The organism is Lapidilactobacillus bayanensis, assembly GCF_003946695.1.
Taxonomy (GTDB): domain Bacteria; phylum Bacillota; class Bacilli; order Lactobacillales; family Lactobacillaceae; genus Lapidilactobacillus; species Lapidilactobacillus bayanensis.
In genome coordinates this window covers 66,882-93,570 of record NZ_RHOX01000009.1, presented here as the reverse complement: position 1 = coordinate 93,570, position 26,689 = coordinate 66,882, and the positions used below count along the sequence as shown (strand labels likewise).

Annotated in this window: 26 protein-coding genes and 1 other annotated feature; of the genes, 23 read left to right on the top strand and 3 right to left on the bottom strand. The window is 39.9% G+C overall.

The features are described 5' to 3' along the window. Positions 1 to 660 precede the first annotated feature (660 nt). From EKM65_RS05055 to EKM65_RS05005, 11 genes are all read left to right on the top strand, one after another. Complete coding sequence (locus tag EKM65_RS05055) at positions 661 to 1,359, top strand: response regulator transcription factor (protein ID WP_125606264.1); 699 nt, start codon at positions 661 to 663, stop codon at positions 1,357 to 1,359. Continuing rightward, positions 1,349 to 3,064 (top strand): sensor histidine kinase, encoded by a 1,716-nt coding sequence (locus EKM65_RS05050; protein ID WP_125606261.1) that lies wholly within the window; start codon positions 1,349 to 1,351, stop codon positions 3,062 to 3,064. The genes EKM65_RS05055 and EKM65_RS05050 overlap by 11 nt, the downstream gene beginning before the upstream one ends. Positions 3,065 to 3,202: 138 nt before the next feature. Continuing rightward, entirely contained in the window at positions 3,203 to 4,063 is an 861-nt protein-coding gene (locus EKM65_RS05045; protein ID WP_125606258.1) for a phosphate ABC transporter substrate-binding protein PstS family protein, read from the top strand. Beyond that, complete coding sequence (gene pstC / locus EKM65_RS05040) at positions 4,060 to 4,989, top strand: phosphate ABC transporter permease subunit PstC (RefSeq protein WP_125606256.1); 930 nt, start codon at positions 4,060 to 4,062, stop codon at positions 4,987 to 4,989. The genes EKM65_RS05045 and pstC overlap by 4 nt, the downstream gene beginning before the upstream one ends. Then, the gene (gene pstA / locus EKM65_RS05035) at positions 4,986 to 5,882 is read left to right on the top strand and encodes a phosphate ABC transporter permease PstA (RefSeq protein ID WP_125606253.1); all 897 of its coding nucleotides are present in this window, start codon (positions 4,986 to 4,988) and stop codon (positions 5,880 to 5,882) included. Before pstC ends, pstA begins: the two co-directional genes overlap by 4 nt. 3 nt (positions 5,883 to 5,885) lie before the next feature. Continuing rightward, positions 5,886 to 6,695: a phosphate ABC transporter ATP-binding protein PstB gene (pstB, locus tag EKM65_RS05030; protein WP_125606250.1), complete on the top strand. Its 810-nt coding sequence runs from the start codon at positions 5,886 to 5,888 to the stop codon at positions 6,693 to 6,695. A gap of 26 nt (positions 6,696 to 6,721) precedes the next feature. Beyond that, positions 6,722 to 7,486 carry a phosphate ABC transporter ATP-binding protein PstB gene (pstB, locus tag EKM65_RS05025; protein WP_125606247.1) on the top strand — a complete coding sequence of 255 codons (765 nt, stop codon included), beginning with the start codon at positions 6,722 to 6,724 and terminating at the stop codon, positions 7,484 to 7,486. 15 nt (positions 7,487 to 7,501) lie between these two features. Then, positions 7,502 to 8,185 carry a phosphate signaling complex protein PhoU gene (phoU, locus tag EKM65_RS05020; protein WP_125606244.1) on the top strand — a complete coding sequence of 228 codons (684 nt, stop codon included), beginning with the start codon at positions 7,502 to 7,504 and terminating at the stop codon, positions 8,183 to 8,185. 464 nt (positions 8,186 to 8,649) lie between these two features. Continuing rightward, positions 8,650 to 9,240 (top strand): VanZ family protein, encoded by a 591-nt coding sequence (locus EKM65_RS05015; RefSeq protein WP_164506832.1) that lies wholly within the window; start codon positions 8,650 to 8,652, stop codon positions 9,238 to 9,240. Positions 9,241 to 9,297: 57 nt separating this feature from the next. Next, positions 9,298 to 9,570 (top strand): hypothetical protein, encoded by a 273-nt coding sequence (locus EKM65_RS05010; RefSeq protein ID WP_125606239.1) that lies wholly within the window; start codon positions 9,298 to 9,300, stop codon positions 9,568 to 9,570. 261 nt (positions 9,571 to 9,831) lie between these two features. Continuing rightward, positions 9,832 to 10,293 carry a DUF5626 family protein gene (locus EKM65_RS05005; RefSeq protein ID WP_125606236.1) on the top strand — a complete coding sequence of 154 codons (462 nt, stop codon included), beginning with the start codon at positions 9,832 to 9,834 and terminating at the stop codon, positions 10,291 to 10,293. 5 nt (positions 10,294 to 10,298) lie between these two features. On the opposite strand, the gene EKM65_RS05000 is transcribed toward EKM65_RS05005, so the two are convergent. Then, on the bottom strand, positions 10,299 to 10,793 hold the full coding sequence (locus EKM65_RS05000) for a helix-turn-helix domain-containing protein (RefSeq protein ID WP_125606234.1): 495 nt from the start codon (positions 10,791 to 10,793) through the stop codon (positions 10,299 to 10,301). A gap of 314 nt (positions 10,794 to 11,107) precedes the next feature. Here EKM65_RS05000 and EKM65_RS04995 point away from each other — a divergent pair, with 314 nt between their 5' ends. The 7 genes from EKM65_RS04995 to EKM65_RS04975 all read left to right on the top strand — a co-directional run bounded on the left by EKM65_RS04995 (position 11,108) and on the right by EKM65_RS04975 (position 15,885). Further along, on the top strand, positions 11,108 to 11,530 hold the full coding sequence (locus tag EKM65_RS04995; protein ID WP_125606231.1) for a hypothetical protein: 423 nt from the start codon (positions 11,108 to 11,110) through the stop codon (positions 11,528 to 11,530). 3 nt (positions 11,531 to 11,533) lie between these two features. Next, entirely contained in the window at positions 11,534 to 11,824 is a 291-nt protein-coding gene (locus EKM65_RS04990; protein WP_125606228.1) for a DUF975 family protein, read from the top strand. Positions 11,825 to 11,875: 51 nt separating this feature from the next. After that, positions 11,876 to 12,199 carry a hypothetical protein gene (locus EKM65_RS04985; protein ID WP_125606224.1) on the top strand — a complete coding sequence of 108 codons (324 nt, stop codon included), beginning with the start codon at positions 11,876 to 11,878 and terminating at the stop codon, positions 12,197 to 12,199. A gap of 915 nt (positions 12,200 to 13,114) precedes the next feature. After that, a complete protein-coding gene (locus EKM65_RS11230) occupies positions 13,115 to 13,288 on the top strand; it encodes a hypothetical protein (RefSeq protein WP_164506831.1) in 174 nt (57 codons plus the stop codon). A gap of 825 nt (positions 13,289 to 14,113) precedes the next feature. Beyond that, on the top strand, positions 14,114 to 14,275 hold the full coding sequence (locus tag EKM65_RS11225; RefSeq protein WP_164506830.1) for a hypothetical protein: 162 nt from the start codon (positions 14,114 to 14,116) through the stop codon (positions 14,273 to 14,275). A gap of 420 nt (positions 14,276 to 14,695) precedes the next feature. Next, a complete protein-coding gene (locus tag EKM65_RS04980) occupies positions 14,696 to 14,965 on the top strand; it encodes a hypothetical protein (RefSeq protein ID WP_125606221.1) in 270 nt (89 codons plus the stop codon). A 242-nt stretch (positions 14,966 to 15,207) separates the two neighbouring features. Then, positions 15,208 to 15,885, top strand: a complete 678-nt coding sequence (locus EKM65_RS04975) for a rhomboid family intramembrane serine protease (RefSeq protein WP_125606218.1) — start codon at positions 15,208 to 15,210, stop codon at positions 15,883 to 15,885. Positions 15,886 to 15,985: 100 nt separating this feature from the next. On the opposite strand, the gene rpsD is transcribed toward EKM65_RS04975, so the two are convergent. Continuing rightward, positions 15,986 to 16,597 carry a 30S ribosomal protein S4 gene (rpsD, locus tag EKM65_RS04970; RefSeq protein WP_125606215.1) on the bottom strand — a complete coding sequence of 204 codons (612 nt, stop codon included), beginning with the start codon at positions 16,595 to 16,597 and terminating at the stop codon, positions 15,986 to 15,988. A 259-nt stretch (positions 16,598 to 16,856) separates the two neighbouring features. Next, entirely contained in the window at positions 16,857 to 17,324 is a 468-nt protein-coding gene (locus EKM65_RS04965; protein WP_125606213.1) for a GAF domain-containing protein, read from the bottom strand. A gap of 170 nt (positions 17,325 to 17,494) precedes the next feature. Between EKM65_RS04965 and EKM65_RS04960 the strand changes: the two genes are divergently transcribed. The 5 genes from EKM65_RS04960 to EKM65_RS04940 all read left to right on the top strand — a co-directional run bounded on the left by EKM65_RS04960 (position 17,495) and on the right by EKM65_RS04940 (position 26,630). Next, the gene (locus tag EKM65_RS04960) at positions 17,495 to 19,237 is read left to right on the top strand and encodes a septation ring formation regulator EzrA (RefSeq protein WP_164506829.1); all 1,743 of its coding nucleotides are present in this window, start codon (positions 17,495 to 17,497) and stop codon (positions 19,235 to 19,237) included. A 245-nt stretch (positions 19,238 to 19,482) separates the two neighbouring features. After that, positions 19,483 to 20,637, top strand: coding sequence for a cysteine desulfurase family protein (locus EKM65_RS04955; protein WP_125606208.1), 1,155 nt, complete (start codon positions 19,483 to 19,485; stop codon positions 20,635 to 20,637). Positions 20,638 to 20,894: 257 nt separating this feature from the next. Then, positions 20,895 to 22,112 carry a tRNA uracil 4-sulfurtransferase ThiI gene (gene thiI / locus EKM65_RS04950; protein ID WP_125606279.1) on the top strand — a complete coding sequence of 406 codons (1,218 nt, stop codon included), beginning with the start codon at positions 20,895 to 20,897 and terminating at the stop codon, positions 22,110 to 22,112. A gap of 246 nt (positions 22,113 to 22,358) precedes the next feature. After that, positions 22,359 to 23,000 carry a redox-sensing transcriptional repressor Rex gene (locus tag EKM65_RS04945; RefSeq protein ID WP_125606205.1) on the top strand — a complete coding sequence of 214 codons (642 nt, stop codon included), beginning with the start codon at positions 22,359 to 22,361 and terminating at the stop codon, positions 22,998 to 23,000. Between the two features lie 87 nt (positions 23,001 to 23,087). After that, positions 23,088 to 23,300: a binding site (T-box leader), on the top strand. Positions 23,301 to 23,969: 669 nt separating this feature from the next. Beyond that, positions 23,970 to 26,630: a valine--tRNA ligase gene (locus EKM65_RS04940; RefSeq protein ID WP_125606203.1), complete on the top strand. Its 2,661-nt coding sequence runs from the start codon at positions 23,970 to 23,972 to the stop codon at positions 26,628 to 26,630. Positions 26,631 to 26,689 lie beyond the last annotated feature (59 nt).

Genomic DNA, 26,689 nt, shown 5'->3' with positions numbered 1-26,689 from the left:
TATTGAACCGCCGTATACGGAATCGTACGTACGGTGGTGTGAGAGGACGGTAATTTACAATTACTTCCTACTCGATCTACTGAGCGGTATTCTTTCGCCGCCACTTAACAGACAAGATAGCAACCTTTGCACAAGCGCTGAATTAACAACTGAGTAGATTTCCTTCAATTTTGCAAAGTATAAATTGGAAGTTTAGTCGTACTAACGCGTATTTGTCAGTGCCGGAGGGAAATCGCGGTCAGCCGCGGAATTGTTGTTAGTGGTTTACCACTTACAACAAAGCTTGAGTTTGAGACAAATTTATTTGGCTCAAACCAATGCTCGCAGCGTTCCACCAGCGCATTTCCCGCAGGCACGAAGAAGCACAATATAACAGTTTTAGGTCTTAGCATTCATAACAAAGCTTGAGTTTAAGACAAATTTATTTGGCTCAAACCAAGCCCACAGCGTTCCACCAGCGCATTTCCCGCAGGCACGAAGAAGCGCAATATCGCAGTTTTAGCATTGAACATTTTTGAGTACGAAACAGCGCAGAATATATTCCACAACACTGTTACAATCAGACAATCTTGGCTAGGTCATGCTATACTATAAATTAGATAATTGTGTGTAAAATGGTTGTTTCCGCCTTATTACATACGAAGACTTAAGGGGCTTTATATGAGGAAAATTTTGGTTGTTGATGACGAGGCAGCAATCCGGCAACTGATCACTTACAACTTGCAAAAGGCGGGTTATGAAGTTGATGAAGCTGCAGACGGACAGACCGCGCTAGATAAGGCAACAACAGGCTCGTTTGATTTTATTATTCTGGATTTAATGTTGCCCGAGCTAGATGGACTTGATGTCACCAAGCGTCTGCGCAAACAAGATATCACCACACCAATTTTAATTTTGACGGCGAAACATGATGAAGCTGACAAGATTATCGGCCTAGAATTAGGGGCCGACGATTATATGACCAAGCCATTCAGCCCCAGAGAGTTGCTAGCACGGGTTAAGGCCATTCGCCGCCGCAGTGAACCAGTTGCGACCATTAAAGCCACAACAGTTTACTTCGATAAAGTCAGTTGGGAAGTTGATCGCCATCATTTGGTGCGCAATGGTCAAAACTTAAACCTGACCAAAAAAGAATATGAGTTGTTGACATACTTAGTCGCTAATCAAAATAAAGTTGTGACGCGGGAACAAATTATGGCTCATGTTTGGCAAACTCAAGAAGCAGTTATGAGTCGCATGGTTGATATTCAAATTAGTCACTTAAGAGATAAAATTGAAGCCGATCCCAAGCAATCGCGCTTTCTATTAACGGTTCGTGGATACGGTTATCGGTTAGGGGTTAGTCATATTGAAAAATAAATTGAAGTTACGACGTTATGGGTTAACCATATTAGCGATTTGCTTTTACTTTTTAGTTTTGATTTTAGTTAATCGCTTTTTGGTAACGAATCAAAAACAACAGATCAAAAATTTTGGTGCAGAATATCAAGCCGAAGTCGTCACTAGTGATCACGAAAAGACTTTTGCCCGCTGGCAGAAGAATTTCAAGTTGTCATCAGTAGATTTACCGGCTGAAGGCAATAGTGAGCTGGCTCGAGTCGCGAAAAATGCGACTGATCACAACTTAGTTAATTCTAAAAATCCTTTTACAAAAGTGCAATATCAAGGCCGCACGACGTGGCTTTATTTGGTGAGTGATCCGCAAACCAATAAGGGCCAAGCCATTCTCGTTCAACCGGTTACGACTATTCGCGCCGATTATTTGCGCACTTGGATTGGTTTTACGATCATCTATTTGTTGATCCTAATGTTCCTGGCACGGTTAATGATTCGCCACCGTCAAATCTTAGCGCAAAAATTAACACAATTAACCGAGAATGTTAAGGCGGTTGAAAACCATCAAGAGCCGGAATCAATAATTTTGGCACCGGAAGATCCTCTGTTCGAGCTGGCAGTTCAGGTCAACGAATTGGGAACGACTTTGAGCTTGCAAATTACCGATGCCAAGTTACAAAAACAAAGTTTGCGGTCTTTAATTGAAAACTTGCCTTTAGGGGTGATGTTAATTGATGAAGCTGGCCAAGTAGATATGGTCAATCACGCACTCGGCGAAATCTTAAATACGCCAATTTGGCCGGATCAATTAGCAACTTATGTCGATTACGTCAAGACTTATGCACTAAGTCGCATGATTGAGCATGCACTGCGTAGTCCACTGCAACACACGCATCGGCGCCGCGATATTCAGTTAGTTGGTGACGCTGGTCGCTTCGTTGAGGCAGATGTTATTTCCCTGGTTAATCAGGATGGTGATACACCGAAGCAAAAAGTGCTCGTGATGTTATATGACATTACCGAGATCAAACAAAACGAACGGATGCAGCTCGATTTCGTTACGAATGCCAGTCATGAGTTGCGGACGCCAGTCACTTCGATTGCCGGCTTTGCAGAAACGCTGTTAGATGGCGCCAAGGATGATCCCGAAAAAGCAACAGAATTTATCACGATTATTCGTGATCAGGCACAACATTTGGAGGCGCTCATTGCAGATATCTTGTTGTTGTCTAAAGCAGATCAAGATCGGCCATTGAATTGGGAAGTTGTCGATGTTGACGAAGTCGTTAGTGAGGAAGCAGAATCCTTACAACATCAGATTGCGCAGAAACAGCTTCAAGTTAAAATTGAGGCACAGCAATATCAGGCACCCACATTAACTGACGCGACTAAAATTCGTCAAATTGTGCGTAACTTGTTGACCAATGCGGTGATGTATAACCGCGAGGATGGCGAAATCAAGGTAACACTTAAAACAACTGCAACAGCATTACAGCTTGATTTTAAAGATACTGGCGATGGCTTAACGACTGAAGATCAGGCGCGAATTTTCGAACGCTTCTATCGTGCGGATCATTCACATCAACACGATAAAGGTGGCACTGGTTTGGGTCTGGCAATCGTTGCTAATTTGGTTGATCAGCTCGGCGGACAGGTTAGTGTTAAGAGTCAGTTAGGTGTTGGTAGTATTTTTACGGTTGTTTTGCCATTGAATCAAGATAACAGATAGTTTTTCACTGCTGTTAATTAAAGGTGATCAATCGAAATGACGCTGTCCACTAAAATTTACAATATTTTTACAATAAACAGGCTTTTTTGTTACATGACATCCATATACTGGTAACTAGTTACTATGGAGGAATGAGACTTGAAAAAGAAATGGATCTTGTTTTTAGGTTTAACATCATTCGTATTTTTGCTTTCAAGCTGTGGATTGAAGCAATCAGGACAATCAATCACCGCCGTTGGGTCTTCGGCACTGCAGCCGTTGGTTGAAGCAGCCGGTGATCGTTACACGGCAGAGAACGCTGGTGAGTTTATCAACGTGCAAGGCGGTGGCTCGGGAACGGGTTTGTCACAAATTCAAGCTGGTTCAGTTGAGATCGGTAATTCTGATTTATATGCAGAACAGAAGTCAGGGATTGATGCCACTCATCTAGTTGATCACAAAGTTGCGGTCGTAGGTGTGACACCAGTTATTAATAAAGATATTCCAGTCAAAAATTTATCCACTGATCAACTGGCACAGATTTTTTCAGGTGATATTACCAATTGGAAGAAAGTTGGCGGTCATGATCAGAAGATCGTCATCATTAACCGAGCACAAGGTAGTGGTACGCGAGATACCTTTGAGCGTTGGGTAATGAAGGGGCGTAGCACGATGCAAGCACAAGAACAGGATTCAACTGGGATGGTGCGGCAGATTGTGGCCTCGACACCAGGTGCGATTAGTTATATGGCGTTTCCTTACGTTGATAAGACGGTTAAGACAATTAATGTCGACAATGTTGCGCCAGAAGACAAAAACGTCCAAACGAACAAGTGGCAAATTTGGTCTTATGAGCACATGTATACGAATGGTCAGCCAACCGGACTGACAGCGCGGTTCATGACCTATATTTTATCAGATAAAATTCAACGGGAAATTGTTGCGTCAATGGGTTATATTCCAGTTAAAGATATGAAAGTTAGTCGTACTTTAGCAGGAAAAGTGGAGGCGATTAAATGAACAATGACGAAATTCGGGTCAGCCTCTTAAAACGTTCACGAGCTAGTAAAAACGAACGTTGGGGTAAATTGATTTCCGGCGCTTGTATCACCATAATTATTGGCGTCGTCGTTTCAATTTTTTATTTCGTAGCATCTAAGGGCTTGGCAACCTTTTTTGAAGATAAAGTAAATCTATGGAAATTCCTAACTGGAACCGTTTGGAATCCCTCTGCCAAAGATGCTCAGGGCAATCCCCAACTTGGCGCTTTGCCAATGATTGTTGGGTCATTCTCCGTAACATTCTTAGCAGCTATTATTGCCACGCCATTTGCGATTGGTGCCGCGGTTTTCATGACGGAGATTTCCCCACGACTAGGTAAAAAAGTTCTCCAACCCGTCATTGAGTTATTAGTCGGAATTCCGTCAGTTGTTTATGGCTTTATCGGTTTATCCGTCGTTGTCCCATTCGTTCGCCATCTCTTTGGTGGTAGCGGCTTCGGTATTTTATCAGGAACTTTCGTCTTGTTTGTCATGATTTTGCCAACTGTTACCTCAATGACCGTTGATGCACTCAATGCCGTTCCGCGCGCTTATCGAGAAGCGTCGTTAGCTTTAGGTGCGACTAGGTGGCAAACGATTTACAAAGTTGTTTTGCGTGCGTCGATTTCCGGTATTATTACTGCCGTTGTCTTTGGCATGTCCCGTGCATTTGGTGAAGCTTTAGCTGTACAAATGGTGATTGGGAACGCCATGTTATTACCGCAAAATTTGATTTCCCCTGCATCAACTTTAACCAGTGTCTTGACCATGGGCATGGGAAATTCAGTAATGGGTTCATTGAGCAATAACGCGCTCTGGTCGCTGGCACTGTTATTATTAATTATGCCACTGATCTTTAACATCTTGATTCGTTGGATCGGTAAGAAGGGGGCAATGCGTTCATGACACCACGTAAATGGGATAAAGTTGCCACAGTTGTTTTGTATATGATTTCGATCTTTATTATCTTTGTCCTTGCCTTCTTACTGCTCTATATTTTAATTACCGGGTTGCCGCATGTTAGTTGGCATTTCATTACCGGTAAGTCTAGCTCCTTTCAAGCTGGCGGCGGGATTGGCGTGCAACTGTTCAACTCGATTTACTTGTTGGTTTTGGCGATGATTATTTCCGTGCCCCTTTCACTAGGTGCAGGAATTTGGTTGTCTGAATATGCACCAAAGAATTGGGTCACCAGTTTGATTCGTAATGCCATTGAAATCTTAAGCTCGTTACCATCTGTTGTTGTCGGCTTGTTTGGCTTCTTAGTCTTCTCAATTCAAATGAATTTTGGTTTTTCGATTCTATCTGGCGCTTTGGCTTTGACGGTCTTTAACTTGCCCTTATTAACGCGTAAAGTTGAAGATTCATTGCAGGCTATTCACTACACGCAACGTGAAGCAGGCTATGCTTTAGGTTTGTCACGTTGGGAAACAGTGATTCATGTTGTTGTGCCAGCAGCTTTACCTGGTATTATTACCGGGATGATTTTAGGCATGGGTCGAATTTTCGGTGAGGCCGCTGCTCTGATTTATACGGCTGGTCAAAGTTCTCCGCCATTAGATTTTAGTAACTGGAATCCGTTGTATATTGCCAGTCCCTTGAACCCAATGCGTTCTGCTGAAACCTTAGCCGTTCATATCTGGAAGATTAATTCAGAAGGTATTATTCCTGATGCGACTCAAGTTTCCGCCGCATCTTCTGCAGTCTTGGTTTTATTTGTTTTACTTTTAAATTTCCTAGCGCGTTATGTGGGTAATCGCCTCTACGCTCATTTAACTGGTGTAAAGGAGCGCAATTAGCTCATGAAAACTTATGATAGTAATGATCGCTATATTAAAGAATTGGACGACGGTAAACGAGAGATTGCGTTGTCGACAGATGACATTCATGTTTCTTATGGGATCCACGAAGCAATTCACGGTGTGTCTTTAGCGTTTGAGCGATACAAGATTACCGCTTTAATCGGCGCCTCAGGTTCAGGGAAGTCAACTTATTTACGTTCATTGAATCGAATGAATGATAATATTTCTGGAACCAAAGTTACTGGTAAAATTATGTATCGTGGGATTGACGTCAACGGCGATGATGTTGATGTTTACGAAATGCGTAAACATATCGGCATGGTATTTCAGCAACCTAATCCATTTGCGAAGTCAATTTATGATAACATCACCTTTGCGTTAAAACGTCACGGTGAAAAGAACAAAAAAGTGTTAGACGAAATTGTGGAAACAACTCTGAAGCAAGCTGGTCTTTGGAATCAGGTTAAGGATGATTTGCATCAAAGTGCTTTGGCTTTATCAGGCGGACAGGCACAGCGTTTATGTATTGCTCGAGCGATTGCCATGAAACCGGATATCTTGTTATTAGACGAACCAGCAGCTGTACTTGATCCGATTTCAACGGCAACGCTGGAAGAAACACTGATGGAATTAAAAGAACATTACACCATTATTATTGTGACTCACAATATGCAACAAGCTGGACGTATTAGTGATTATACGGCGTTTTTCCACTTAGGTGACGCTTTGGAATATGACGAAACCCGTAAGATTTTTACCCGTCCTAAAATCCAAGCAACTGAAGATTACGTTTCTGGTCATTTTGGGTAATCGGTTGATGCACATAGGAGTTTATAATGTCTGAAGATAAAAATCTAATTCAAATTCATGATTTACACCTTTACTACGGCAAAGTTGAAGCCTTAAAAGGTGTGACGATGGATTTCCGTAAGAATGAAATTACGGCAGTGATTGGTCCTTCTGGTTGTGGTAAATCAACGCTGTTGAAAACAATTAATCGTTTGAACGATTTAATTCCTGACACGACGGTCACTGGTACAGTTAAATTGAATGGTCAGGATATTTACGCACCGAGCATGAACGCCGTTGATTTGCGTAAAGAAGTGGGAATGTTATTCCAACAACCGAATCCATTTCCATTTTCAATCTATGATAACGTTACTTATGGCTTACGGATCTCCGGTGAGAAAGACAAAGCGGTTCTTGATGAGGCTGTTGAACGCAGCTTGCAACAAGCAGCCATTTGGGATGAACTTAAAGATCGTCTGCATGATAATGCTTTAAGCGTTTCTGGTGGTCAGCAACAGCGGATTTGTATCGCTCGTGTTTTGGCAACGCAGCCTAAAGTTATTTTGATGGATGAACCAACGAGTGCTTTAGATCCAATTTCCAGTGATAAAATTGAACGAACCATGCTAAAATTAAAAGAAGATTATACAATCGTGATTGTAACGCGGAATATGCAACAGGCGTCACGCTTATCAGATCGCACCGCATTTTTCTTAGGCGGCAAGTTAATTGAGTATGGTCAAACCAAAGATATTTTTATGCAACCTGAACATAAAGAAACCGAAGACTACATCTCTGGACGCTTCGGCTAGTGAGGAGAATAATGAATGTTTAGACAAAATTTTGATGACGAATTAAATGACTTACATGTTCGCTTCTCTGAAATGGGCATGATGGTCAATGAGGCCATTTACAAATCAGTTAATGCCTTTATCAATCATGATAAAGCACTGGCACAAGAAGTGATCGACGCCGATGTTCAAATTAATGAACGCGAAGTCGATTTAGAGAAGCGCTCATTTGAAATGATCGCGTTACAACAACCTGTCACAACCGACTTACGCATGATTGTGACGGTGATGAAAGCAAGTTCTGATTTGGAACGAATGGGGGACCATGCGGTAAGTATTGCCAAATCAACGATTCGAGTTAAAGGAACTACGCGTGCGCCTGAGATCGAAGAGACGCTCGCACAAATGGCTACTAAAGTGAAACAAATGGTTGAAGAAGTTCTCGATGCTTATGTTAAGTCTGATGAGAAACGCGCCCGCGAAATTGCCAAGGAAGATTTACTCGTTGATGATTTCTCGAACAAAATTTACAAGATGTGCATCAAGCAAATGCAAGAAGATTCAGCCACGATTGTTGGTAGTATGGATTACATGTTAGTGGATAGCTTTTTGGAACGAATCGGCGATTATGTCACAAATATCTGCGAATGGATTATTTACCTTGACACGGGTAAGCTGATTGAATTGAATTCTAGTTCTAAAGAAGATAATGTGTTGTAAAAACAAGCATAGTTGTTAATTCTTGAAGTGTAATAGAAAAGTTAGACAATGTAAATTTCAAATTAAGTAGTCATGGCTTGATCTCAGTACGCAACTGAGATCGAGCCATTTTTGTTTCTAGAAATTCTGACTTGATTGAATCAGTAATTTAAAGATTGGTCGTATCTGATTATCTTCAGGTATGACTTTCAATCTTTTTTGTTGATAGCGAGTTTTCACCAGACAGTGTGATTGATACCCTTGATCGTGACAATGGCGGTGTTATTTACGCAGTTAATCAAAAAAGGTAAGTGTTGATTGACATGTGGTAAGCAATACTTGCTTTTATTTAACTCGCGTACTTGATATGATTTGAATGTTGATGAGTGACTTTATTTGGCGGCTACTTAAAAATAGCGTACATGTCAAGAAATGATTTGCTTAAATCAGACCGACGTAGTCAATCACAGATTCGATTAAGGGGGATGAGTCCAATCGTCATTATTGGGAATAAAGGGTACAGTGCACCCTACCTACTAAACGCTATTATTGTTGCGCCACTGCTTTTCCTAGCCTTTGTGATTGTGGTATGGCAGCAAATGAGAACGAAGCATTTGACGAAACTCCGATTCTTAATCGAAACGTTACTGTTAGTGTACGGATATTTCCTGATTTCGGTTACTATCTTTCCCATTAGTATATTTCCGCCGGGTAGTACAATTTACCGAATACCATTTGGCAGGCAGGTGATGGTTAGTGTTAATGTTTTAACGTTGCCGACATTAAACAAATCCCAGATTTTCGGCAATATTTTGATGTTAATGCCGCTGTCCTTTTTGATGGCGCTATTAAGCGGTGAATTTAGAACTTTTAAATCTTCATTCCTGTTAGTATTTAGTACGAGTTTATGTATTGAGCTTATTCAACTCATTATGAATTTCTTTTATCTAGGTAGGAGGCTATTTGATGTGAATGATATCTTGTTGAACACATTTGGTGGCGTGATTGGTTTTGCCCTATTTTTGGTGGTCAGATACTTCCTGACGAAGAGAATTGCGTTGTCTGATTGGAAATGATCAAGCTGCTTTTTAAATAAGGTGGCGATTAAATTCAATTAAATCGAGGCTGTGTTTATGAAAAAAATTTATCGAGCTTTACTGTTTTTGGTAATTGGAATTCTTATCGGTGCCTTCTCAACGATGTTAATCACAAGGCGTCAAATTGCCGATGAGGAAGCGACGATCAAAGTTGTTGTGCAACCAACACGTCAAGCAAATATTAAATACAAAAGTGGCAAGGCGGCTTATACGTTTGAGAATCCTAACCAAGACTGGGGCGTGGTGGTTTATGACAAATCGCAAAACACATACACATTGTACAGATTAGCGGACCAAACGAAAGATTAATTTGTGCTTTACAAGGATTGATGATGGCGTACGCGACATCATCTTCAAGATCAAACAAGAAATAAAACTTTATCTTTTTAACGTTTATAATAGGATCGCATTGGACCATAATGCCGTTATAACGAGTAATTTATTTTTGCAAGGGGTAGATGCAAGCGGCAGTCACACTTGCGCAAGTAATGCTTGCTTTGCAAGGCTGACGGTTATTCGTATACTGAGCCTGTATGACAATCAAATACATAATGATGAGGAGACAATTAAATGAAAAAAATAATCTCAATACTAGTGATTGGTCTAGCATTTATTTGCGTATCGACCAAAACGACTTTCGCAGAGGTTGATGATGAGAACCAGCCGGCTTTGAATTATGATCTTGCCATTGGTGGTACCCAAACATTAACGAAGACAGATACAGAGGGCAATTCAGTAGAAATCACGGTTTCTGAGGACCAGAATATTTTACGTATGGCTAACAAAACGTATACCGTTTCTAAGAAAGGTGCAGGTTGGCATGTTTCCTATAAGGTCGGTGTTAAGAGCAATAAGATTACGACCGTTTCTGGGTTGAATGCAGTTGCAACGATTGGAAGTTTTAAATCATCAAGCCTGAAAAAGAACAGTGCTATGAAGGCTACGTGGGCAGCCATCTATAACCTTGCATTTACGACTAGTGGCGTTTCATGCATCACCACTATTAGTAGTGGATCATTACATGTTAGCTAGATACATCATTTGTAACTAGTGATTCCCCAATTCAAGTAATTCGCGAATCCAACGCACATTACAAATAAACTATACAACAACACACAAATAGCAAGGATTAGAACCAATCGCCAGAATCGATTGGTTTTTTTATTGCGCCAAATAATGAAAGGTGCAATAACAATACCAATCGGTGCAATAGGAAACAAAACACATGATAGTAACATCAAGATGATGCTCTCATCAGTTGGATTTTCGCTTTTAACTAAGCTTTCTTGAATAGGTTCTTCAATCGTTAGTTCATCAGGTTTAGTGATTGAATTAGCCTTCTCTTTTAACATGTCATCAATGCTAATGTCATATATATCAGCGAGTAACTTTAAATTGTCGATATCTGGACAACTCTTTCCATTTTCCCATTGTGAAATAGCTTGTCGTGAGATATTCAAACGAGTTGCAACTTCTTCTTGTGATAGATTAGCGTGTTTTCGCGCCTCTCTCAGATTAATATTCAAGTCCATTATTAGGACCTCCCAACTAATTTAAGTTTAACATTCGTTAGCTGATAACGCTATGATATCAGCAAAGAAAGCGGATTTTTTACTTGTGCAAGTAATGCTTGCTTGGCAGATATACCAAAAGCAACTATGATTTGGATGTAGCTTAAGCAAATTACTGAAAGAAAGGAGAAAAGAATTTATTATTTCATAATGATGATGGTGCACTGTTCGTTCTTATTTAGTTATATACAACTAACTTTGGCGTTTTAATGTCAAAACTTTTTCTTGAAAATAGGCATTGGATTCAATTCATTAGATAATGCTGGGAGGTTACCATGAATTATCAAAATAATTTAAAGAGAAAGGCGAAAATAAGGTTACGTAGGAATTATCAAGCAGGGGCAAAATTGGCAGTCATCCCAATATTATTAGGCTATATGATTCTATTTGCTTATTTACGTATTAATCACATCTTTGATTGGCTCAACGATCCAGTAGCAATTATGAATATTACAACATTTCGTGGAATACTGTGGGCGTTTGGTAAAACAACTATTATTGTCATTCTATTAGAACTGTTAGTCATAATGATTTGCTCACTGTTGATGGTTGGTGTAACTTTTACGTTTTTAGATTGGTATCGTTCTGATGATGCCAGTATTGTAAGTAGGAGAAACGCACTAAGTGGACTCTCAAAACGATATTTTCTTCCGAGCCTTGGTATTTGGTTGTTGACGCTTATTTCCACATTTCTGTAGGGGATGTTATTTTTATTTCCCGGATTAATCAAGGGCCTTGCTTATTCACAGGCTTATTTTATTTATAAAGACAAACTACGATTGACCGGATTAAAGCCAGGGCTAATGGATTGTCTAAATGAAAGTCAGCGATTGATGGAAGGCCATAAACTACAGTTTCTCAGTTTACAACTAAGCTTTGTTGGTTGGGGATTTTTAGTTATTTTTACTTTTGGCTTGGCCGGTTTCTATGTGTATCCATATTATTGGATGACATTATCTGGATTTTACGCAGAATTAGTTGACAAAAGATAGTGTAGTGGATTTAAGTTTATTGAACGAATTATAACGATTACTGAAAGTAATGTGAGCCCGAATAGTGTAGCCAACTTTATTGCTTTACTTGCTAGTATTCCAGCATTAGTAGCTTCTGTCGTAGCGTCAGGTGTATCTTGGACTGCTTTTTCAACAGGTGTTAAAACCTTGGTAGCAAATAAAGAAATCGCTGGATTACTTCCTAAAAGGCCAAGTCTTAATGGGTACTATTCATTCTCACAGGAAACTCGTAAATATCAAAGTAGGTATCAGGCTAGAAATACAAATAGAAAACTTGTCTTCAGAGTAAATAAGGGTGCATATTCAACTAAGAATTATGGAGCTGGTGCTTGGTTTGATATGACGCGACCATAATAATCACATACTAAAAAAATGCATATGTGATTAAGGCGATATTGAGTACTGGTAGCATTCATGATCTGGCTGGTTACCAGTGCTTGTTTGCTTTATAGCAGGTATTCATCTCATTTTAATTTAGAGAGAAAGTTAGAAAATGAAGGATCATCTAGGATAGATTTTACTTGCGTTGTCGATATTCTCATCGCTAAGCTTGTTGACGACTATGTTAAATTTATACGATCCGTTTTAATTATCAATGGTAAAATCGGTTCTGAATCATAACCGAGAATTATAAGACTTTTAAGCATTAGATTATCGGTCCGTTGTTAGTGATTAATATAATAAAGCTTTGCCTTTTAACTGATTAACTGAGTATGTTTATTCCAAGAAGAACACATGAGAATTAATTTGCGGAAAAATGTCAATTAGCGTTTTACGACACTCAAAATAGTTGGATTGGTTATTGTGATATTAAATAAAATTTTTTCAGGATTTCGTTTTGCTTATGTCGCTTTAATACTGATTATTATAGGGATGGCAATTCTTTACTACTCTAAATACCATTCGTAATATAATTAAATGAAAAAAAATATAGTTATAGATGTGTAGTTGATGAAATCGATTTACCGCCGTTTTCACCGTATATGATCAAAGAAAGGTATAAGTTTCAGGAAGGCAAAAATGCTAAAAAAAGTCGACGTTATACTGAATGCAGTTTTTATGTCAATTTGGGTGTTACTGGGAATATTCTGGCCGAGTGCACCCTTGTGGCTTCGAATTTTATTTCCACTTGCCGCATGCCTTGTTTCATTGTTGTACATGATTATCAAGGTGATTAGATATTTTAAGGATTAGAAGTATTGATCAGATTAAAGTGGGAAAAGTCGGTTGAGGTCAATTTTAAGAAGCTCAATTTTAAGGAGAGAGTTCATGAAAATCAGTTTTTGGAAAAATGTTAATTGGCGTTTTACGACACTCTTAATATTTGGATTGGCTATCATGATATTAAATCGGGTTTTTTCAGAATTTCGTTCTGCTTATAAAGCTTCAATACCGATTATTATGGGCATGGCAATTCTTTACTACGCTAAAGACCGTTCGTAATATAATTAAAGAAAAAAGTATAACTATAGATGTGTAGTTGATGATGCTCGATTTACCACCGTTTCACCGTAGCTGATCAAAGAAAGATATAATTTCTCGCTGATTCTTAGGAAGTTGGCGATGCTTAGCAAGATTTGTCATATACTGTATGCGATTTTGTTGTCGATTTGGGTGTTGCTTCGAATATTTTGGCCGGATTCATCTTTTCGGTTGCAAATTCTAGTTTTAGTTCTTGAAGGGTTTGTTTTATTATTGCCTGTGGTTATCAAGGTGATCAGATATTTTAAGGATTAGAAGTACTGACAAGAATAAAGTAGGAAAGAACTGGGTTGAGCTTGATAAATAATTACACGGTACTGGTTAATCAAATTTCTAGACGAGTAGAATGGTGTGGCTAAAGGATGCAACTCAGCATTTTATCCTACGACAACGTCGAATCAACAGAAATTAGGAGTTTATCCAAGGACCAAGTTGCTGTTTCCCATCGTTCAAGGAGGTAATCCTGTGTTATTACTTAACTTTGTTATGTTTTCGATTTCCCTCTGCGTAGTAGCACTAATTGCACCAGAGGCATTAATTAGTTGTGTTGATGTCTATCATTATTTAAGATTAAATGGCTTTAATTTGGGAAATTTCAAAATCGCTGTTAAGAAGTATATGATTAGATAAATCATGATTGCTCTATTGAAGTTGCACCGATTTATTGAGATACTATGCCCATAGTAAATCGTATTTTTGCACAGAGGTAGAAGTGAAAAATATTTCTGCGCAATTTTTCTAGCTGTTTTCTCCATGAAGCGTGAATTAGTCAATTAGGGGTAGATTATGACAAAATATCTTGGCATTGCTTTAGTAATCTTGATTGGTTTAATTGTTTGGGGATTGCGAAATAAAAATAAAAAACTAGTATGGTTGGCGAGTGTACTTCTGGCAGGCGTCTTTGTTTGGATCGCCTTTTTAGTTTTCGTCTTAATTCCTTCAATGTAAGTTACAGTTAAACCGCACAAAAAAAGACTTCCTTGAACTGAACCTCAAATAATTCGGATTCTCCAATTATCGGGTTCAGATTTGGCTGGGTCTCATATTACCAGTATTCTTTTTGAGTATCTGTTCAACGTTTAGCGAGAAAAATAATCCCCAATAAATCACATGCTATTTCAAAAAGTTCTAGGTCTATAACTTGCTACTATGCGGCGTTAATAGCTGACGTTGCGACGCTTATCATAGAATTGAGCAGACATAGAAAATTCGTAGTAACTGATATGCAGCCAGCAAGTAACTAAAATTTCTCATAGTGAATCATCAAGCAGCTCCATTATTTTGCTACCGTAATCTTATTAGTAGTATTTGCTTATAAATTAACAATATTTTATAATTATCTCGGAATACAAACTTGGAGGTAACAACATGGCTAAATTGGGTATCTTTAATGAATACGGTCCGGAATATCTTTTGACTTTTTCTGAACCACGACAGGATTCTGCAAACTTAGTTACAGCATTGAAGGGCAATGCTGCAATTACTTATCTTACTGAAGTTGGTACTGGTAAGGGATTACGTTTTCGTTCTAAAGCGAGCGTTGCCGACATCAAAGCGATATTGGCAACTGTTGCACAGCTACAGCCTAGTGATTATAAACTTGTCACGGGGCAGTTTTTTGGAATGCCACTTGACTAACCGAAAAAGTTTACCATAATTAAACAACCTGGAGATTGACACAAATTTTGCATGTGCTTAAGAATTATGTCTCTACTAAAATCTTGCTAGTTCATATTTTCTTACTCATAAGCAAACAGACTATTTATTTAAGAAAATTGTTAACATTTCCGCAGTCACGACGTTAATTGGTCAGAACATAGCATTAAAAAGCTTTTATAATCGTGAGATAATAATGATGTTATAGTTTGGGTGACTTGGGAATGCAAATAAGTCTTTACATTAAAAGAAATTTGTCGACAATAATGTGTTGCATGGTATTAGTGGTAGTTTATCTTGCTTTAAACTATTTCAATGATTTATCCATTGAATCAGCGGGTGCGTTTGGTAACATTGGTGAAAAAGTTATTTCTGGGGAGTTTTATCGGCTATTCACTGCTATTTGGTTGGAGAATGGAAACTCAAGTGCGTTGGTCGCGAATATAGTCTTTCTGTTAATAGTTGGATTATCTTCTGAGAGGTTCCTCGGAACTAAATTTTCGTTATTTGTTTTTATTTGTACTGGTATTGGTGCATTCTTTTTTGCTGATGTTACAGCATACTTGTTGACTAAATGGCTCACAACATATCCTGCTTGGTTTGATGTTACTTCTTATGACAGTATATTGCTTGGCGCGTCAGGGGCAATCAATGGTGTTCTTGGCGCAAGTCTGATTCTTCTTTACGAACCATGGTTTCCGGGTATTTCTCGAGCACGTATGGGAGTAATTCTTTTTTTGAATGTGATGGCGATATTGTCCTTGATAACTTTGCCATTCAATAATGTGGTCGATATTAGTGACCTCGTACACTTCTATGGCCTCGTCATTGGTTTCATTATGAGTCTTATCAAGGTTTTGTGTGAGTCTAGGAATGGCGTGTTAATAAAAAGTATTAAATAGTTTAGAAGTTAAACCGCATTAGAAGTAAAACCGCACAAAAAAAGACTTCCCACAAATGAGAAGTCTTTTTTGTATAACCAGAAAGATAAAATCGTTAAGATTAAAGTTTTTGGTTGTAGTATTCAACGACAAGTGATTCGTCGATTTCTGGTTCGAGTTCTTCACGTTCTGGTAAACGCACAAGAGAACCAGTCATTGTGTTGTCATCAAAAGTAACGAATGAAGGGCGACCAACTGTGCCTTCCAAAGCTGCTTTAACAACAACTAAATTACGTGAGCGTTCGCGTAATGAAATTTCTTGACCAACTTCAACTTCGTATGAAGGAATGTCAACGCGTTTGCCATCAACTGTGATGTGACCATGAGCAACTAATTGACGAGCTTGCGCACGAGTTGTTGCCAAGCCAAGACGATAGACAACGTTATCAAGACGTTCTTCAAGTAAGATCATGAAGTTAACACCGTGCTTACCTTCGCGAATTTTACCTGCGCGAACGAATAAGTTACGGAATTGGCGTTCAGTCATACCATACATCATACGTAGCTTTTGCTTCTCACGTAATTGCGTACCATATTCTGAAACCTTGCGACGGTTGTTGGGACCATGTTCGCCAGGAGCATATGGGCGACGAGCTAATTCTTTACCTGTACCAGAGAGTGAAAGGCCAAGACGGCGGGAAACTCTCCAAGTAGGACCTGTATATCTAGACATTAAAAAATCCTCCAAAAAATATAATTGGAGTAAAATACACGATCAAGGTTTGACATTCGTGCATTTACCATTGCAATCTTCGCCACGTGCAGCCGCGGGTTACGCAATTGAACTAAAGTAGTTGGTAAATGTTGACGAGCTTGCCGCCTTGTGCTGCATATTCTACACAATGGCTAGTATAACAAATCTGGAAGTGGGACGCAAGTTGCGTTGAGCACGTTTTAAAGTAGGTGAAGCCGGAACGTTTGTTGTAATTCTTTTAGTTGTTGCTAATTAGTGCACCAATTTTTTGTGTTAAAGCCGTCAGAATTTCTTGATCTTGTTCAGAAAAACGTGCTAGTTTGGGTGAATCGAGATCCAGCACGCCCATTTTTTGTCCGTCGACAGTTAAAGGAAGGACCATTTCTGAATTAGTGGCGGTATCGCAAGCAATATGACCGGCAAATTCGTGAACGTTGGCGACCCGAAGTGCTTTTTGCTGGGCAAAGGCGGTGCCACAAACACCGTTTTGATTGGCGATAGTTGCACAAGCTAATCTTCCCTGGAAGGGCCCTAATTCTAATTGAGCAGTTCGATCCTCCCATAAATAGAAGCCGGCCCAGTTTAAGTCAGGCACTAATTCCATGATAAAGGCACTGGCGTTTGCTAACAACGAGATGTGGTTAGAAGTGCGATACTCGTCATCTGCAAAAATTGCGGTGAATTGTTCTAGTAAAATTTTGTCCATTTTGATTCCTTCCTGCTTCATCATCTTAAATTAACCTTAAATAATTTATATTTTACCTCAGTACATCTTGGACTGCTTGTTAAATCTGCTATAATTCTAGTTAAAGATATTTTATTATGGATGATTTTCTCTGTTAATGCAATTATTCTGTATGTAGGGGTGTACTTATTGTGCAAAGTTGGATTTTTGTAGTCTTAGGACTTTTGATCATCGTATTGGCTGTTGTGTTGTACGCAGCAATTAAACGAGGACAAAATGAGAAACAAATTAGTCAGTTAAGCGATGATTTTGAAAAGATGACGAATCAGCCAATCTATAAAACCATCGAACAACTGGAAGCGATGAATCTCGCTGGTGAAAGTCAAAAGAGCTTTGAGAAGTGGCGCGGTGTTTATTATAAACTGATCAACGATAAATTTGGGGTTTTGTATCAGAATATTACCAACACCGAACAAGCTAATCAAAGTTTTAAATTGATGACGGCTAACAAGCTGATCGAAACGACCACGCAACAGTTAGAAGAAGCACGATCAGAGAACAATGATGTTGCAGATTCACTGGATCGTTTAGTTAAGAGCAGTGAGCAAAATAAAGTTGAGATTGAAAAGTTGTCAACTAAGTATCGGGAAATGCGTAAAGAAGTTTTGACAAAGTCATTTGATTACGGCAATTCTGTTGATGCCTTTGAAGATTGCTTGAGTGATGTTGACAAGCAGTTTGAACAAGTCCGCAAGTTAACAAGTCAAGGTGATCATCTTGAAGCTAAGCAAGGTTTAGCTAATATTAGTCAAAAGCTTAGTCAACTTAAAGATGTTATCGTCCGCATTCCACCTCGTTATCATGAGTTGAGTGTTGAATTTCCAGATCAATTAAAGGAAATCAAAGACGTTTACGAGAAGATGCGCGCAGATCATTTCAACTTTGCTAAGCCTGGTATTTTAGAGACGGTTGCTTTGTTACACAACAAGATTTCCGTGACTTTAGGAGCATTAGCTAAGTTAGACTTACCTTTAGTTGAACAGAATAATAAGGCGATTGTGACGCAGATTGATGAGTTATATGATCGTTTACAACAAGAAATCGATGCGAAAAAAGAAGTTGAACAGTTGCAGAAATCGACTTCTGAATTTTTGAACAACGCTAGTATTTCGATCACCAACTTAATTATGTCGTTGGATCATCTGAGTCAGAATTATGTGCTGACGCATCACGAATTAGAAGATGCACGGCGGATGCAATCTGAAACGGCAGATATGCATAAAGAGTACGATATCGCCATACAAGAAATTGCTGATCATCAGGCTGTTTATACTGAAACTGTTAAAGAGTTCAATGAAATTATTGCCAGCTTAAATGACATGCAAGCTAAGCAATATCAGATTAGTAACAGTGTCTCAGGCCTATTTGAAGGTGAAAAAGTTGCTAAGCAAAATGTCACGCAATTCGAATTAAGTCTCAAGAGTATTCAACGTGATGTAGAACAACTACATTTACCAGGACTACCTAAGACGTATACTGAATATTACGCTATGGTCGGGGATGAAGTTGTCAAACTAAAAAACAACTTGAATCAAGTGCAAATCAACGTCGAAGACATTACGAAACAAATGTTAATGACACAAGAAGATTTGAACACGTTAACTCAAAAGTCCGAAGATCTACGTGATTCTGCCGTGTTAACAGAACAAGCTTTGCAATATGCCAACCGTTATACCTATGGTAATGAAACTTTGGCTGGTGCTGCTAATGAAGCCAAGCGGATTTACAATCAAGAGTTTGATTATGCGATGGCTTTAGACACAATTGCTTCGGCGCTTGATCAGGTTGAGCCTGGCTCATTCAAGCGCATTGAGGAGTCATATTACAACACGAATGCTGAGAATGCCGTACAAGATCAAGAAGATGCTGAATAAAGTTACTTGTTATTTTAAAAAGTTTAATTTATACTAAGTGAAAAATTGTAATTAACAGTTACAATTCACAATTTACGGATCTGGGTCAAACAACCCGGGTCCTATTTTTTGGAAATCGAATCATGAGGTCAATGGCTGGTTCTAACAGCTGCCAACACCGCTTGAGAGTTGCGTGGTGTTGGTTAAATTTATAGGGTGTCGCGAGTTCAATGTGATACTTGGTGATGTTCAAAGGAGATTGGATTTTGATTTATTTTGATAATAGTGCGACGACGAAAATCGATCCAGCAGTTTTAAAAACTTATGATGCAGTCGCAAATGATTTCTGGGGTAACCCTTCTAGTTTACATGGTTTGGGCGATCACGCGTTACAATTATTGCAGTCGGCGCGGCAACAGATTGCTGATTTAGTCGGCTGTTCAGCTGCTGAAATTTATTTCACCAGTGGTGGCACTGAAGGCGACAATTGGGTGATTAAAGGTACCGCGATTGCTAAGCATGAGTTTGGGAAACATCTGATTGTTTCTAGTGTGGAACACGCGGCAGTTTTAAATGCGGCAGCACAAATGGAAAAGTTGGGCTGGGACGTTACTTATTTACCAGTCAACAAACAGGGCTTTGTTGATCCCGCTGATGTGGCGAAGGCAATTCGGCCAGAGACGGTGTTGGTATCAGTAATGGCCGTTAATAATGAAATCGGAGCGATTCAACCTATCACTGAAATCGGTGAGATATTGAAAGATTATCCGACGATTCATTTCCATGTTGACGCAGTGCAAAGTGTCGGCAAGAATTTATGGTCACGAGTATTACCTGAACGAGTTGATTTTGCGACATTTTCAGCACATAAGTTTCATGGCCCACGCGGAACAGGTTTTATTTATGCAAAAAAGGGTCGCACATTGGACACGTTAATGAGCGGCGGCGGTCAAGAAACTAATCATCGCAGTGGGACCGAAAATTTGCCCGCGATTGCGGCTATGAGTAAGGCATTACGGTTGGCCCTCACTGATGAGGTTGGTAAGGCGCAACATGAACTAAATTTGAAGCAGCAATTAGTTGATTTCCTAAGTCAGCTAGCAGATATTACAATCTTTTCACCAATTAACGATAATTTTGCGCCACATATTTTGTGCTTTGCCATTGCTGGCGTTCGTGGTGAAACCACCGTTCATGCTTTGGAAGCCAAAGGTATTTATCTATCAACGACTAGTGCCTGCTCATCGCGTTCTGGTGATGAGTCTTCAACCCTTAAAGCGATGCAAGTACCAGAAAAACTTGCGACTAGTGCGGTGCGTATTAGTTTAGATGACGCCAATACCCAGGCAGAAGTCGATCAATTTATGAAAGTTTTTCCAGAAATTTATCAACGCTTCGAACGGATGAACGGCCGTGGTTAGATGGCAACAAAGTAGAAACCAAATTGACCTTGCTAATTAATTCCACTGTTTTATTTCATTAGCTTTTTCGGTAAATAAGACGGTGTCATTAAGACATTGAACTTTGGTATCTGATGCTGCAATGCTGCAACTAAAAAGCCGTAATTCTTGGGCCAGTTTTTTAATTGTCGTCATGAATTAAGGTATTGAATTAAGGAATTAATAAACGTCAACCAATCCAACGAATATCAATAACACTCACATCAAGGAGAATGATGATGAAATACACTGAAATCACTGTGCGTTACGGTGAATTATCAACGAAGGGCAAGAATCGCCGCGAATTTATTGGTCGTTTAAACGGTAACGTGACCAAGGCATTGGCGCAATTTTCTGACTTACACATTTACCCTAAGCGCGATCGAATGCACATTTCTTTAAATGGAACTAATTATGATGCGGTGATGGCAAAGTTATCGAAAGTTTTTGGTATCCAAAACTTTTCGCCTAGTATTAAAATTGCCAAGGACATTGATTTACTGAAGCAAACCGCATTAGAAATGATGACTGAACTCGCACCAACTGCTAAAACATTTAAGATTAACACGCGACGTTCGGATCATACTTTTGAAATGGACACGAACCAAATCAACTTAATGTTGGGTGATTATATTTACGATAATCTACCTGAATTAACGGCGCAGATGAAGTATCCTGATATTACCTTGCGTGTAGAAGTACGCCATGATGCTATTTATTTGTCTTCTGAGACGATTAAAGGCGCTGGCGGCTTACCAGTCGGGACCGCTGGTAAAGCGATGCTCATGCTCTCTGGTGGGATTGATTCGCCTGTTGCTGGCTACCTAGCCATGAAACGCGGCGTCGAAATTGAAATGGTGCACTTCTTCAGCCCACCTTACACTTCTGATCGTGCTTTGGCGAAGGCTAAGCAGTTAACCGCCAAGTTGGCACCATATGTTGGAACCATTAAGTTTATTGAAGTACCCTTCACAGAAATTCAAGAAGAAGTAAAACGTTCTGTTCCTGAAGGTTACTTAATGACAGTTCAACGTCGTTTCATGTTGCGCTTAGCGGTTAAAATGGCCGAGCAACGCAATGGCTTAGCAATTTTCAATGGTGAATCGGTTGGTCAAGTTGCCTCGCAGACTTTGGAGAGTATGGTGGCAATTAACGATGTGACCAGCATGCCAATCATTCGTCCAGTTGCCACAATGGATAAGAACGAAATCATTGAAATCGCTGAAAAAATTGATACCTTTGATTTATCAATCCTGCCATTTGAAGACTGCTGTACAATTTTTGCACCGCCGCGCCCTAAGACTAAACCGCGCTTGGATAAAGCGCGTTATTACGAAGCCCAATTAGATGGAGAAGCTTTAATGGCACGCGCTATAGCAGGAGTTAAAATTACTGAAATCCACAGCCATGATGAATTCTTAACGACCGATCAAACCGATATTCAATCGGTTCTCTAATTACAAGAGCGCGGAGAACAACTGGTTGACTGCCTTAATTTAAACGGAAAGATCGATGTGTGCAAACACAGCGAGATTTTCGCTTAAATTATGCGCAGTCAGTTGTTTGAAGCGCGTTTCAGAACTGTTATATTGCTGTTCTTCGTGCCTCCAGAAAATACGCTGGTGGAGCGCTTCATCTCTTGCAGATGAAGCGTTTTTTTGGTATCCTATAAATGTGATTTAATTAACAAAAATGGGGTAGTTATGATGACACCACACAATAAAAAAATTCCACGAATGAGTATAGAACGATTACCGATTTATTATCGAACGTTGTGTAACTTAGCTGATAATGGGTATTTACGAATTAAATCGGCACAGCTGGGGAAGATTATTCAGATTGAACCAACGACAATTCGTCGTGATTTTTCTTACTTTGGTGATTTGGGCAAGAGTGGTTATGGCTATGATATCGCTCATTTGATTCAAATCTTTGGTGAAATTCTCGAAGTCAATGAAACTCAAGGCCTCGCATTGATTGGTGTTGGTAATTTAGGCCGGGCACTGTTGATCAACAATTTTCGTCGCAACCCTAATTTAGAAATTGTTTCAGCATACGATGCGGATCCGCATGTAATTGGTGAAACTATCAACGAAGTAACAATTCAATCATTGAATGAATTAAAAGAAGACAGTCAAACCCAAGCAATTAAGGGTGTGATTTCAACGGTACCAAGCCATGCCTTTCAAGAAGTAGTGGACTATTTGGTTGCCTGTGGCATCACTTCAATTTTAAGTTTTGCACCGGAGCCAGTGCACGTACCTAAAAATGTGCACGTACGCTACCTGGATTTGACCAGTGAAGTTCAAAATTTATTGTTGCTGTCTGACATAGCAGAAGTTTAAAAAATTAACTCATTCAAAAAATAAAGCAATTTAAACGCCACAATGCTATTTCTGTTGACGAAATCATGATTCTAGGCTAACATAACCTTAATAACATTGAACAAGAGCAATTGATCGACTGCTTTTCAGTGAGGGAACGTTAGTGGGAAGTTCTTAAAGCAAAGATGAATTGGTAGCTTGTGAGTTGCGATGATGAAGTCAGTAGTTCTCGCCGGGCCACGCCGTTATTGTGTTTGAGTTGGAAGTTGCGTTTTAACGTTGACTTCAATTTAGGTGGTACCGCGAGCAATCGTCCTATAATTTATAGGGCGATTTTTTTGTTGGCCGAAACTTACTTGATGTGCAGGTTGCAACGAAAAGAATACTGAATGCTAAGTTCCAGAGCTGTTATGTTGCTGTTCTTCGTGCCTCCAGAAAATGCGCTGGTGGAACGCTGCGAGCATCGATTTAAGTCAATCAGAGATTGTCTTAAATACGAGCTTTCTTGTAAGTGGTAAACCACCAACAAAAATTCCGCGGCTGACCGTGATTTTCATCCGGCACTGACTAAAGTGCATTAGTGCACCTTAACTGTAATTTTGCACTTCGAAAAATTAGCGATGATTAAACAACTCGTCAATTCAGCAAGGGTGCAAAGGTTGCCCGCTCGTTAGTTTAGTGGCGGGAAATAAATATCGCTCAGTAGTGAAATTGTTGTTGGCGATTTATCGCTTACAACAAGGCTCGACTTGGAGACGATTTTGTAAAAATTGGCTTCAAGCGATGCCCACTACGTTCCAGCGTCAAGTGTTTATTTCCCGCCACGACAACGCGCACGTTTAATCCGTAACTTTGCATATGCGCGAAGAATAGCAAAATAGTAGTTTTAAGGCTTAAATTTATCATGTAGGCAGTTCGATTTCTCAAGTTCAATGTTCAGTTTCACCACAACAATGTTAATTCAGATTTTAAAAAAAGGAGTTATTAATTATGGCAGAAGAAATGGCACCAAAATATGATCCGCAAGCCGTTGAAGCAGGTCGCTACCAAACTTGGTTAGATGAAGATGTCTTCAAGCCAAGTGGTGATAAGAAAGCCAAGCCGTATTCAATCGTCATCCCACCACCCAATGTAACGGGTAAGCTGCATTTGGGCCACGCTTGGGATACGACATTGCAAGATATGATCATTCGACAAAAGCGGATGCAAGGCTATGATGTTTTATGGCTGCCTGGTACTGATCATGCTGGTATTGCTACTCAAGCAAAAGTGGAAGCCAAATTACGTGAAGAAGGCATTACCCGTTATGATCTCGGTCGTGATAAGTTCATCGCTAAAGTTTGGGAGTGGGTTGATGAATACGAAAAGACCATCCATGCACAATGGGCAAAGATGGGTATTTCCGTCGATTACTCTCGTGAGCGTTTTACTTTAGACGAAGGGTTATCAAAAGCGGTACGTAAAGTTTTCGTTGATTTATATAACAAAGGTTTAATTTATCGCGGCGAATATATTATTAATTGGGATCCGCAAGCGCAAACAGCTTTGTCTGATATTGAAGTTATTCATCAAGACGACAAGGGTGCTTTTTACCACGTTAAGTATCCCCTCGTTGATCCTGAACAGACTTTTAATGGCAAGCACTACATTGAAATTGCCACAACCCGACCAGAAACGATGTTTGGTGATACGGCCGTTGCAGTTAACCCAAGCGATGAACGGTACAAAGAATTAGTTGGTACTGAGGTTATCTTGCCATTGCAGGGGCGTCACATTCCAATTATTGCCGATCAATATGTTGATCCAGAGTTTGGGACCGGGATGGTTAAAATCACACCGGCTCACGACCCTAACGATTTTCAAGTGGGTAATCGTCATGACTTAGAACGAATCAACACGATGAATCCAGATGCCACGATGAACGAAAATGCTGGTAAATATGTCGGCATGGATCGTTTCACTGCCCGCAAAGCAATGGTTGCTGATTTGGACGCTGAGGGATTGTTGATTCGAGTTGATCCGATCGTTCATAGTGTTGGCCATTCTGAGCGGACAGGTGTTCAAGTCGAAGCTCGTCTTTCAACCCAATGGTTTGTTAAGATGAAGCCACTTGCCGAAATGTCTTTAGCCAATCAAAAAACTACTGATCGTGTTAATTTTGTGCCTGAACGTTTCGAAACAACCTGGAGCCAGTGGATGGAGAATATTCATGATTGGGTTATTTCGCGACAGTTATGGTGGGGTCATCAAATTCCCGCTTGGTATCGCAAAGACACCGGCGAAATTTATGTGGGTATGGATGAACCAAAAGATAGTGAAAATTGGGAACAAGATCCTGATGTTTTAGATACTTGGTTCTCTAGCGCTCTTTGGCCATTTTCGACGATGGGTTGGCCAGATACGGATAGTGAAGATTTCAAACGTTACTTCCCAACCTCAACCTTAGTCACAGGTTACGATATTATTCCATTCTGGGTGGCGCGGATGATCTTCCAAAGCTTAGAGTTCACAGGTAAACGGCCGTTTGAAAACGTCTTGATCCATGGCTTAATGCGTGATGAACAAGGTCGTAAGATGAGTAAGTCGCTTGGTAACGGTGTCGATCCAATGGACGTCATTGCCAAATATGGGACTGATGCTTTGCGCTGGTTCTTATCAACTGGTTCGACTCCAGGCCAAGATACCCGTTTCAGTTATGAAAAAGTGGGTGCTGCTTGGAACTTCATTAACAAGATTTGGAATGCAAGTCGGTTCGTCATCATGAACTTAGGCGACCTTAAAGCGACTGACCAACCTGCAAATCGTGATCGCTTTGATTTATCAGATCGCTGGATTTTAAGCCGTTTGAATTCACTGATTGCTGACGTTACCCGTTTGAATGACAACTTTGAATTCGGCGAGTCAGGTCGTTTGCTGTACAACTTCATTTGGAATGACTTTTGTGACTGGTATATTGAAATGAGTAAGGCTGTTTTAACTGGCGACGATGAAGCTGCTAAAACGGCTAAACGGAAAAACTTACTCTACGTCTTAGATCAAATCTTACGTTTAATGCATCCATCGATGCCATTCGTTACTGAAAAGATTTGGTTGAGCATGCCTTATAATGGCAAGTCATTAGTGGTTGCGCATTATCCAGAATATAACGAAGCGCTTGCTGATGACGATGCTGAGAAGCAAATGTCTGCTTTAATTGAAGTGATTCGCGGTGTGCGGAATATTCGAACGCAGGCTGGTGCACCAATTTCCAAACCAGTGGAAGTCTTGATCAAGACTAATTCAGTTGGGATAAAGAATATTCTGGATGGTAATGTTGAATTCTTGGAACGCTTCTTAAACCCAACAACTATCGAAATTGGACCAGATGTCAAAGCACCTAAGTTGGCGATCTCGGCTGTAACAACTGACGCAGAAATCTTCGTGCCACTGGCAGAGTTGATTGATCTTGACGAAGAAATTACACGCCTGCAAAAAGAGAATGACCGCTTGACTGGCGAAATCGAGCGCATCGACCGTAAACTTGGCAATACTAATTTCGTTGCTAAAGCCCCAGAAGCTGTCGTGGCAGAACAACGGGTTAAACGTGCGGACTACGTTAAACAACAAGAAGCGACAGTCAGTCGCATTAAGGAACTACATGCAAACAAATAATATGTGTCAGACAACGTCCATAGTTATTTTGAACACGTTTCAAGTAGCGTGCACGGAGA

Excerpts from the sequence above, each read along its gene's own strand:
- EKM65_RS05055 (WP_125606264.1), top strand. The coding sequence starts at position 661 with ATGAGGAAAATTTTGGTTGTTGATGACGAGGCAGCAATCCGGCAACTG.
- pstC (WP_125606256.1), top strand. The coding sequence starts at position 4,060 with ATGAACAATGACGAAATTCGGGTCAGCCTCTTAAAACGTTCACGAGCT.
- pstA (WP_125606253.1), top strand. The coding sequence starts at position 4,986 with ATGACACCACGTAAATGGGATAAAGTTGCCACAGTTGTTTTGTATATG.
- pstB (WP_125606250.1), top strand. The coding sequence starts at position 5,886 with ATGAAAACTTATGATAGTAATGATCGCTATATTAAAGAATTGGACGAC.
- pstB (WP_125606247.1), top strand. The coding sequence starts at position 6,722 with ATGTCTGAAGATAAAAATCTAATTCAAATTCATGATTTACACCTTTAC.
- phoU (WP_125606244.1), top strand. The coding sequence starts at position 7,502 with ATGTTTAGACAAAATTTTGATGACGAATTAAATGACTTACATGTTCGC.
- EKM65_RS05015 (WP_164506832.1), top strand. The coding sequence starts at position 8,650 with ATGAGTCCAATCGTCATTATTGGGAATAAAGGGTACAGTGCACCCTAC.
- EKM65_RS05010 (WP_125606239.1), top strand. The coding sequence starts at position 9,298 with ATGAAAAAAATTTATCGAGCTTTACTGTTTTTGGTAATTGGAATTCTT.
- EKM65_RS05005 (WP_125606236.1), top strand. The coding sequence starts at position 9,832 with ATGAAAAAAATAATCTCAATACTAGTGATTGGTCTAGCATTTATTTGC.
- EKM65_RS05000 (WP_125606234.1), bottom strand. The coding sequence starts at position 10,793 with ATGGACTTGAATATTAATCTGAGAGAGGCGCGAAAACACGCTAATCTA.
- EKM65_RS04995 (WP_125606231.1), top strand. The coding sequence starts at position 11,108 with ATGAATTATCAAAATAATTTAAAGAGAAAGGCGAAAATAAGGTTACGT.
- EKM65_RS04990 (WP_125606228.1), top strand. The coding sequence starts at position 11,534 with ATGTTATTTTTATTTCCCGGATTAATCAAGGGCCTTGCTTATTCACAG.
- EKM65_RS11230 (WP_164506831.1), top strand. The coding sequence starts at position 13,115 with ATGAAAATCAGTTTTTGGAAAAATGTTAATTGGCGTTTTACGACACTC.
- EKM65_RS11225 (WP_164506830.1), top strand. The coding sequence starts at position 14,114 with ATGACAAAATATCTTGGCATTGCTTTAGTAATCTTGATTGGTTTAATT.
- EKM65_RS04980 (WP_125606221.1), top strand. The coding sequence starts at position 14,696 with ATGGCTAAATTGGGTATCTTTAATGAATACGGTCCGGAATATCTTTTG.
- EKM65_RS04975 (WP_125606218.1), top strand. The coding sequence starts at position 15,208 with ATGCAAATAAGTCTTTACATTAAAAGAAATTTGTCGACAATAATGTGT.
- rpsD (WP_125606215.1), bottom strand. The coding sequence starts at position 16,597 with ATGTCTAGATATACAGGTCCTACTTGGAGAGTTTCCCGCCGTCTTGGC.
- EKM65_RS04965 (WP_125606213.1), bottom strand. The coding sequence starts at position 17,324 with ATGGACAAAATTTTACTAGAACAATTCACCGCAATTTTTGCAGATGAC.
- thiI (WP_125606279.1), top strand. The coding sequence starts at position 20,895 with ATGAAATACACTGAAATCACTGTGCGTTACGGTGAATTATCAACGAAG.
- EKM65_RS04945 (WP_125606205.1), top strand. The coding sequence starts at position 22,359 with ATGATGACACCACACAATAAAAAAATTCCACGAATGAGTATAGAACGA.
- EKM65_RS04940 (WP_125606203.1), top strand. The coding sequence starts at position 23,970 with ATGGCAGAAGAAATGGCACCAAAATATGATCCGCAAGCCGTTGAAGCA.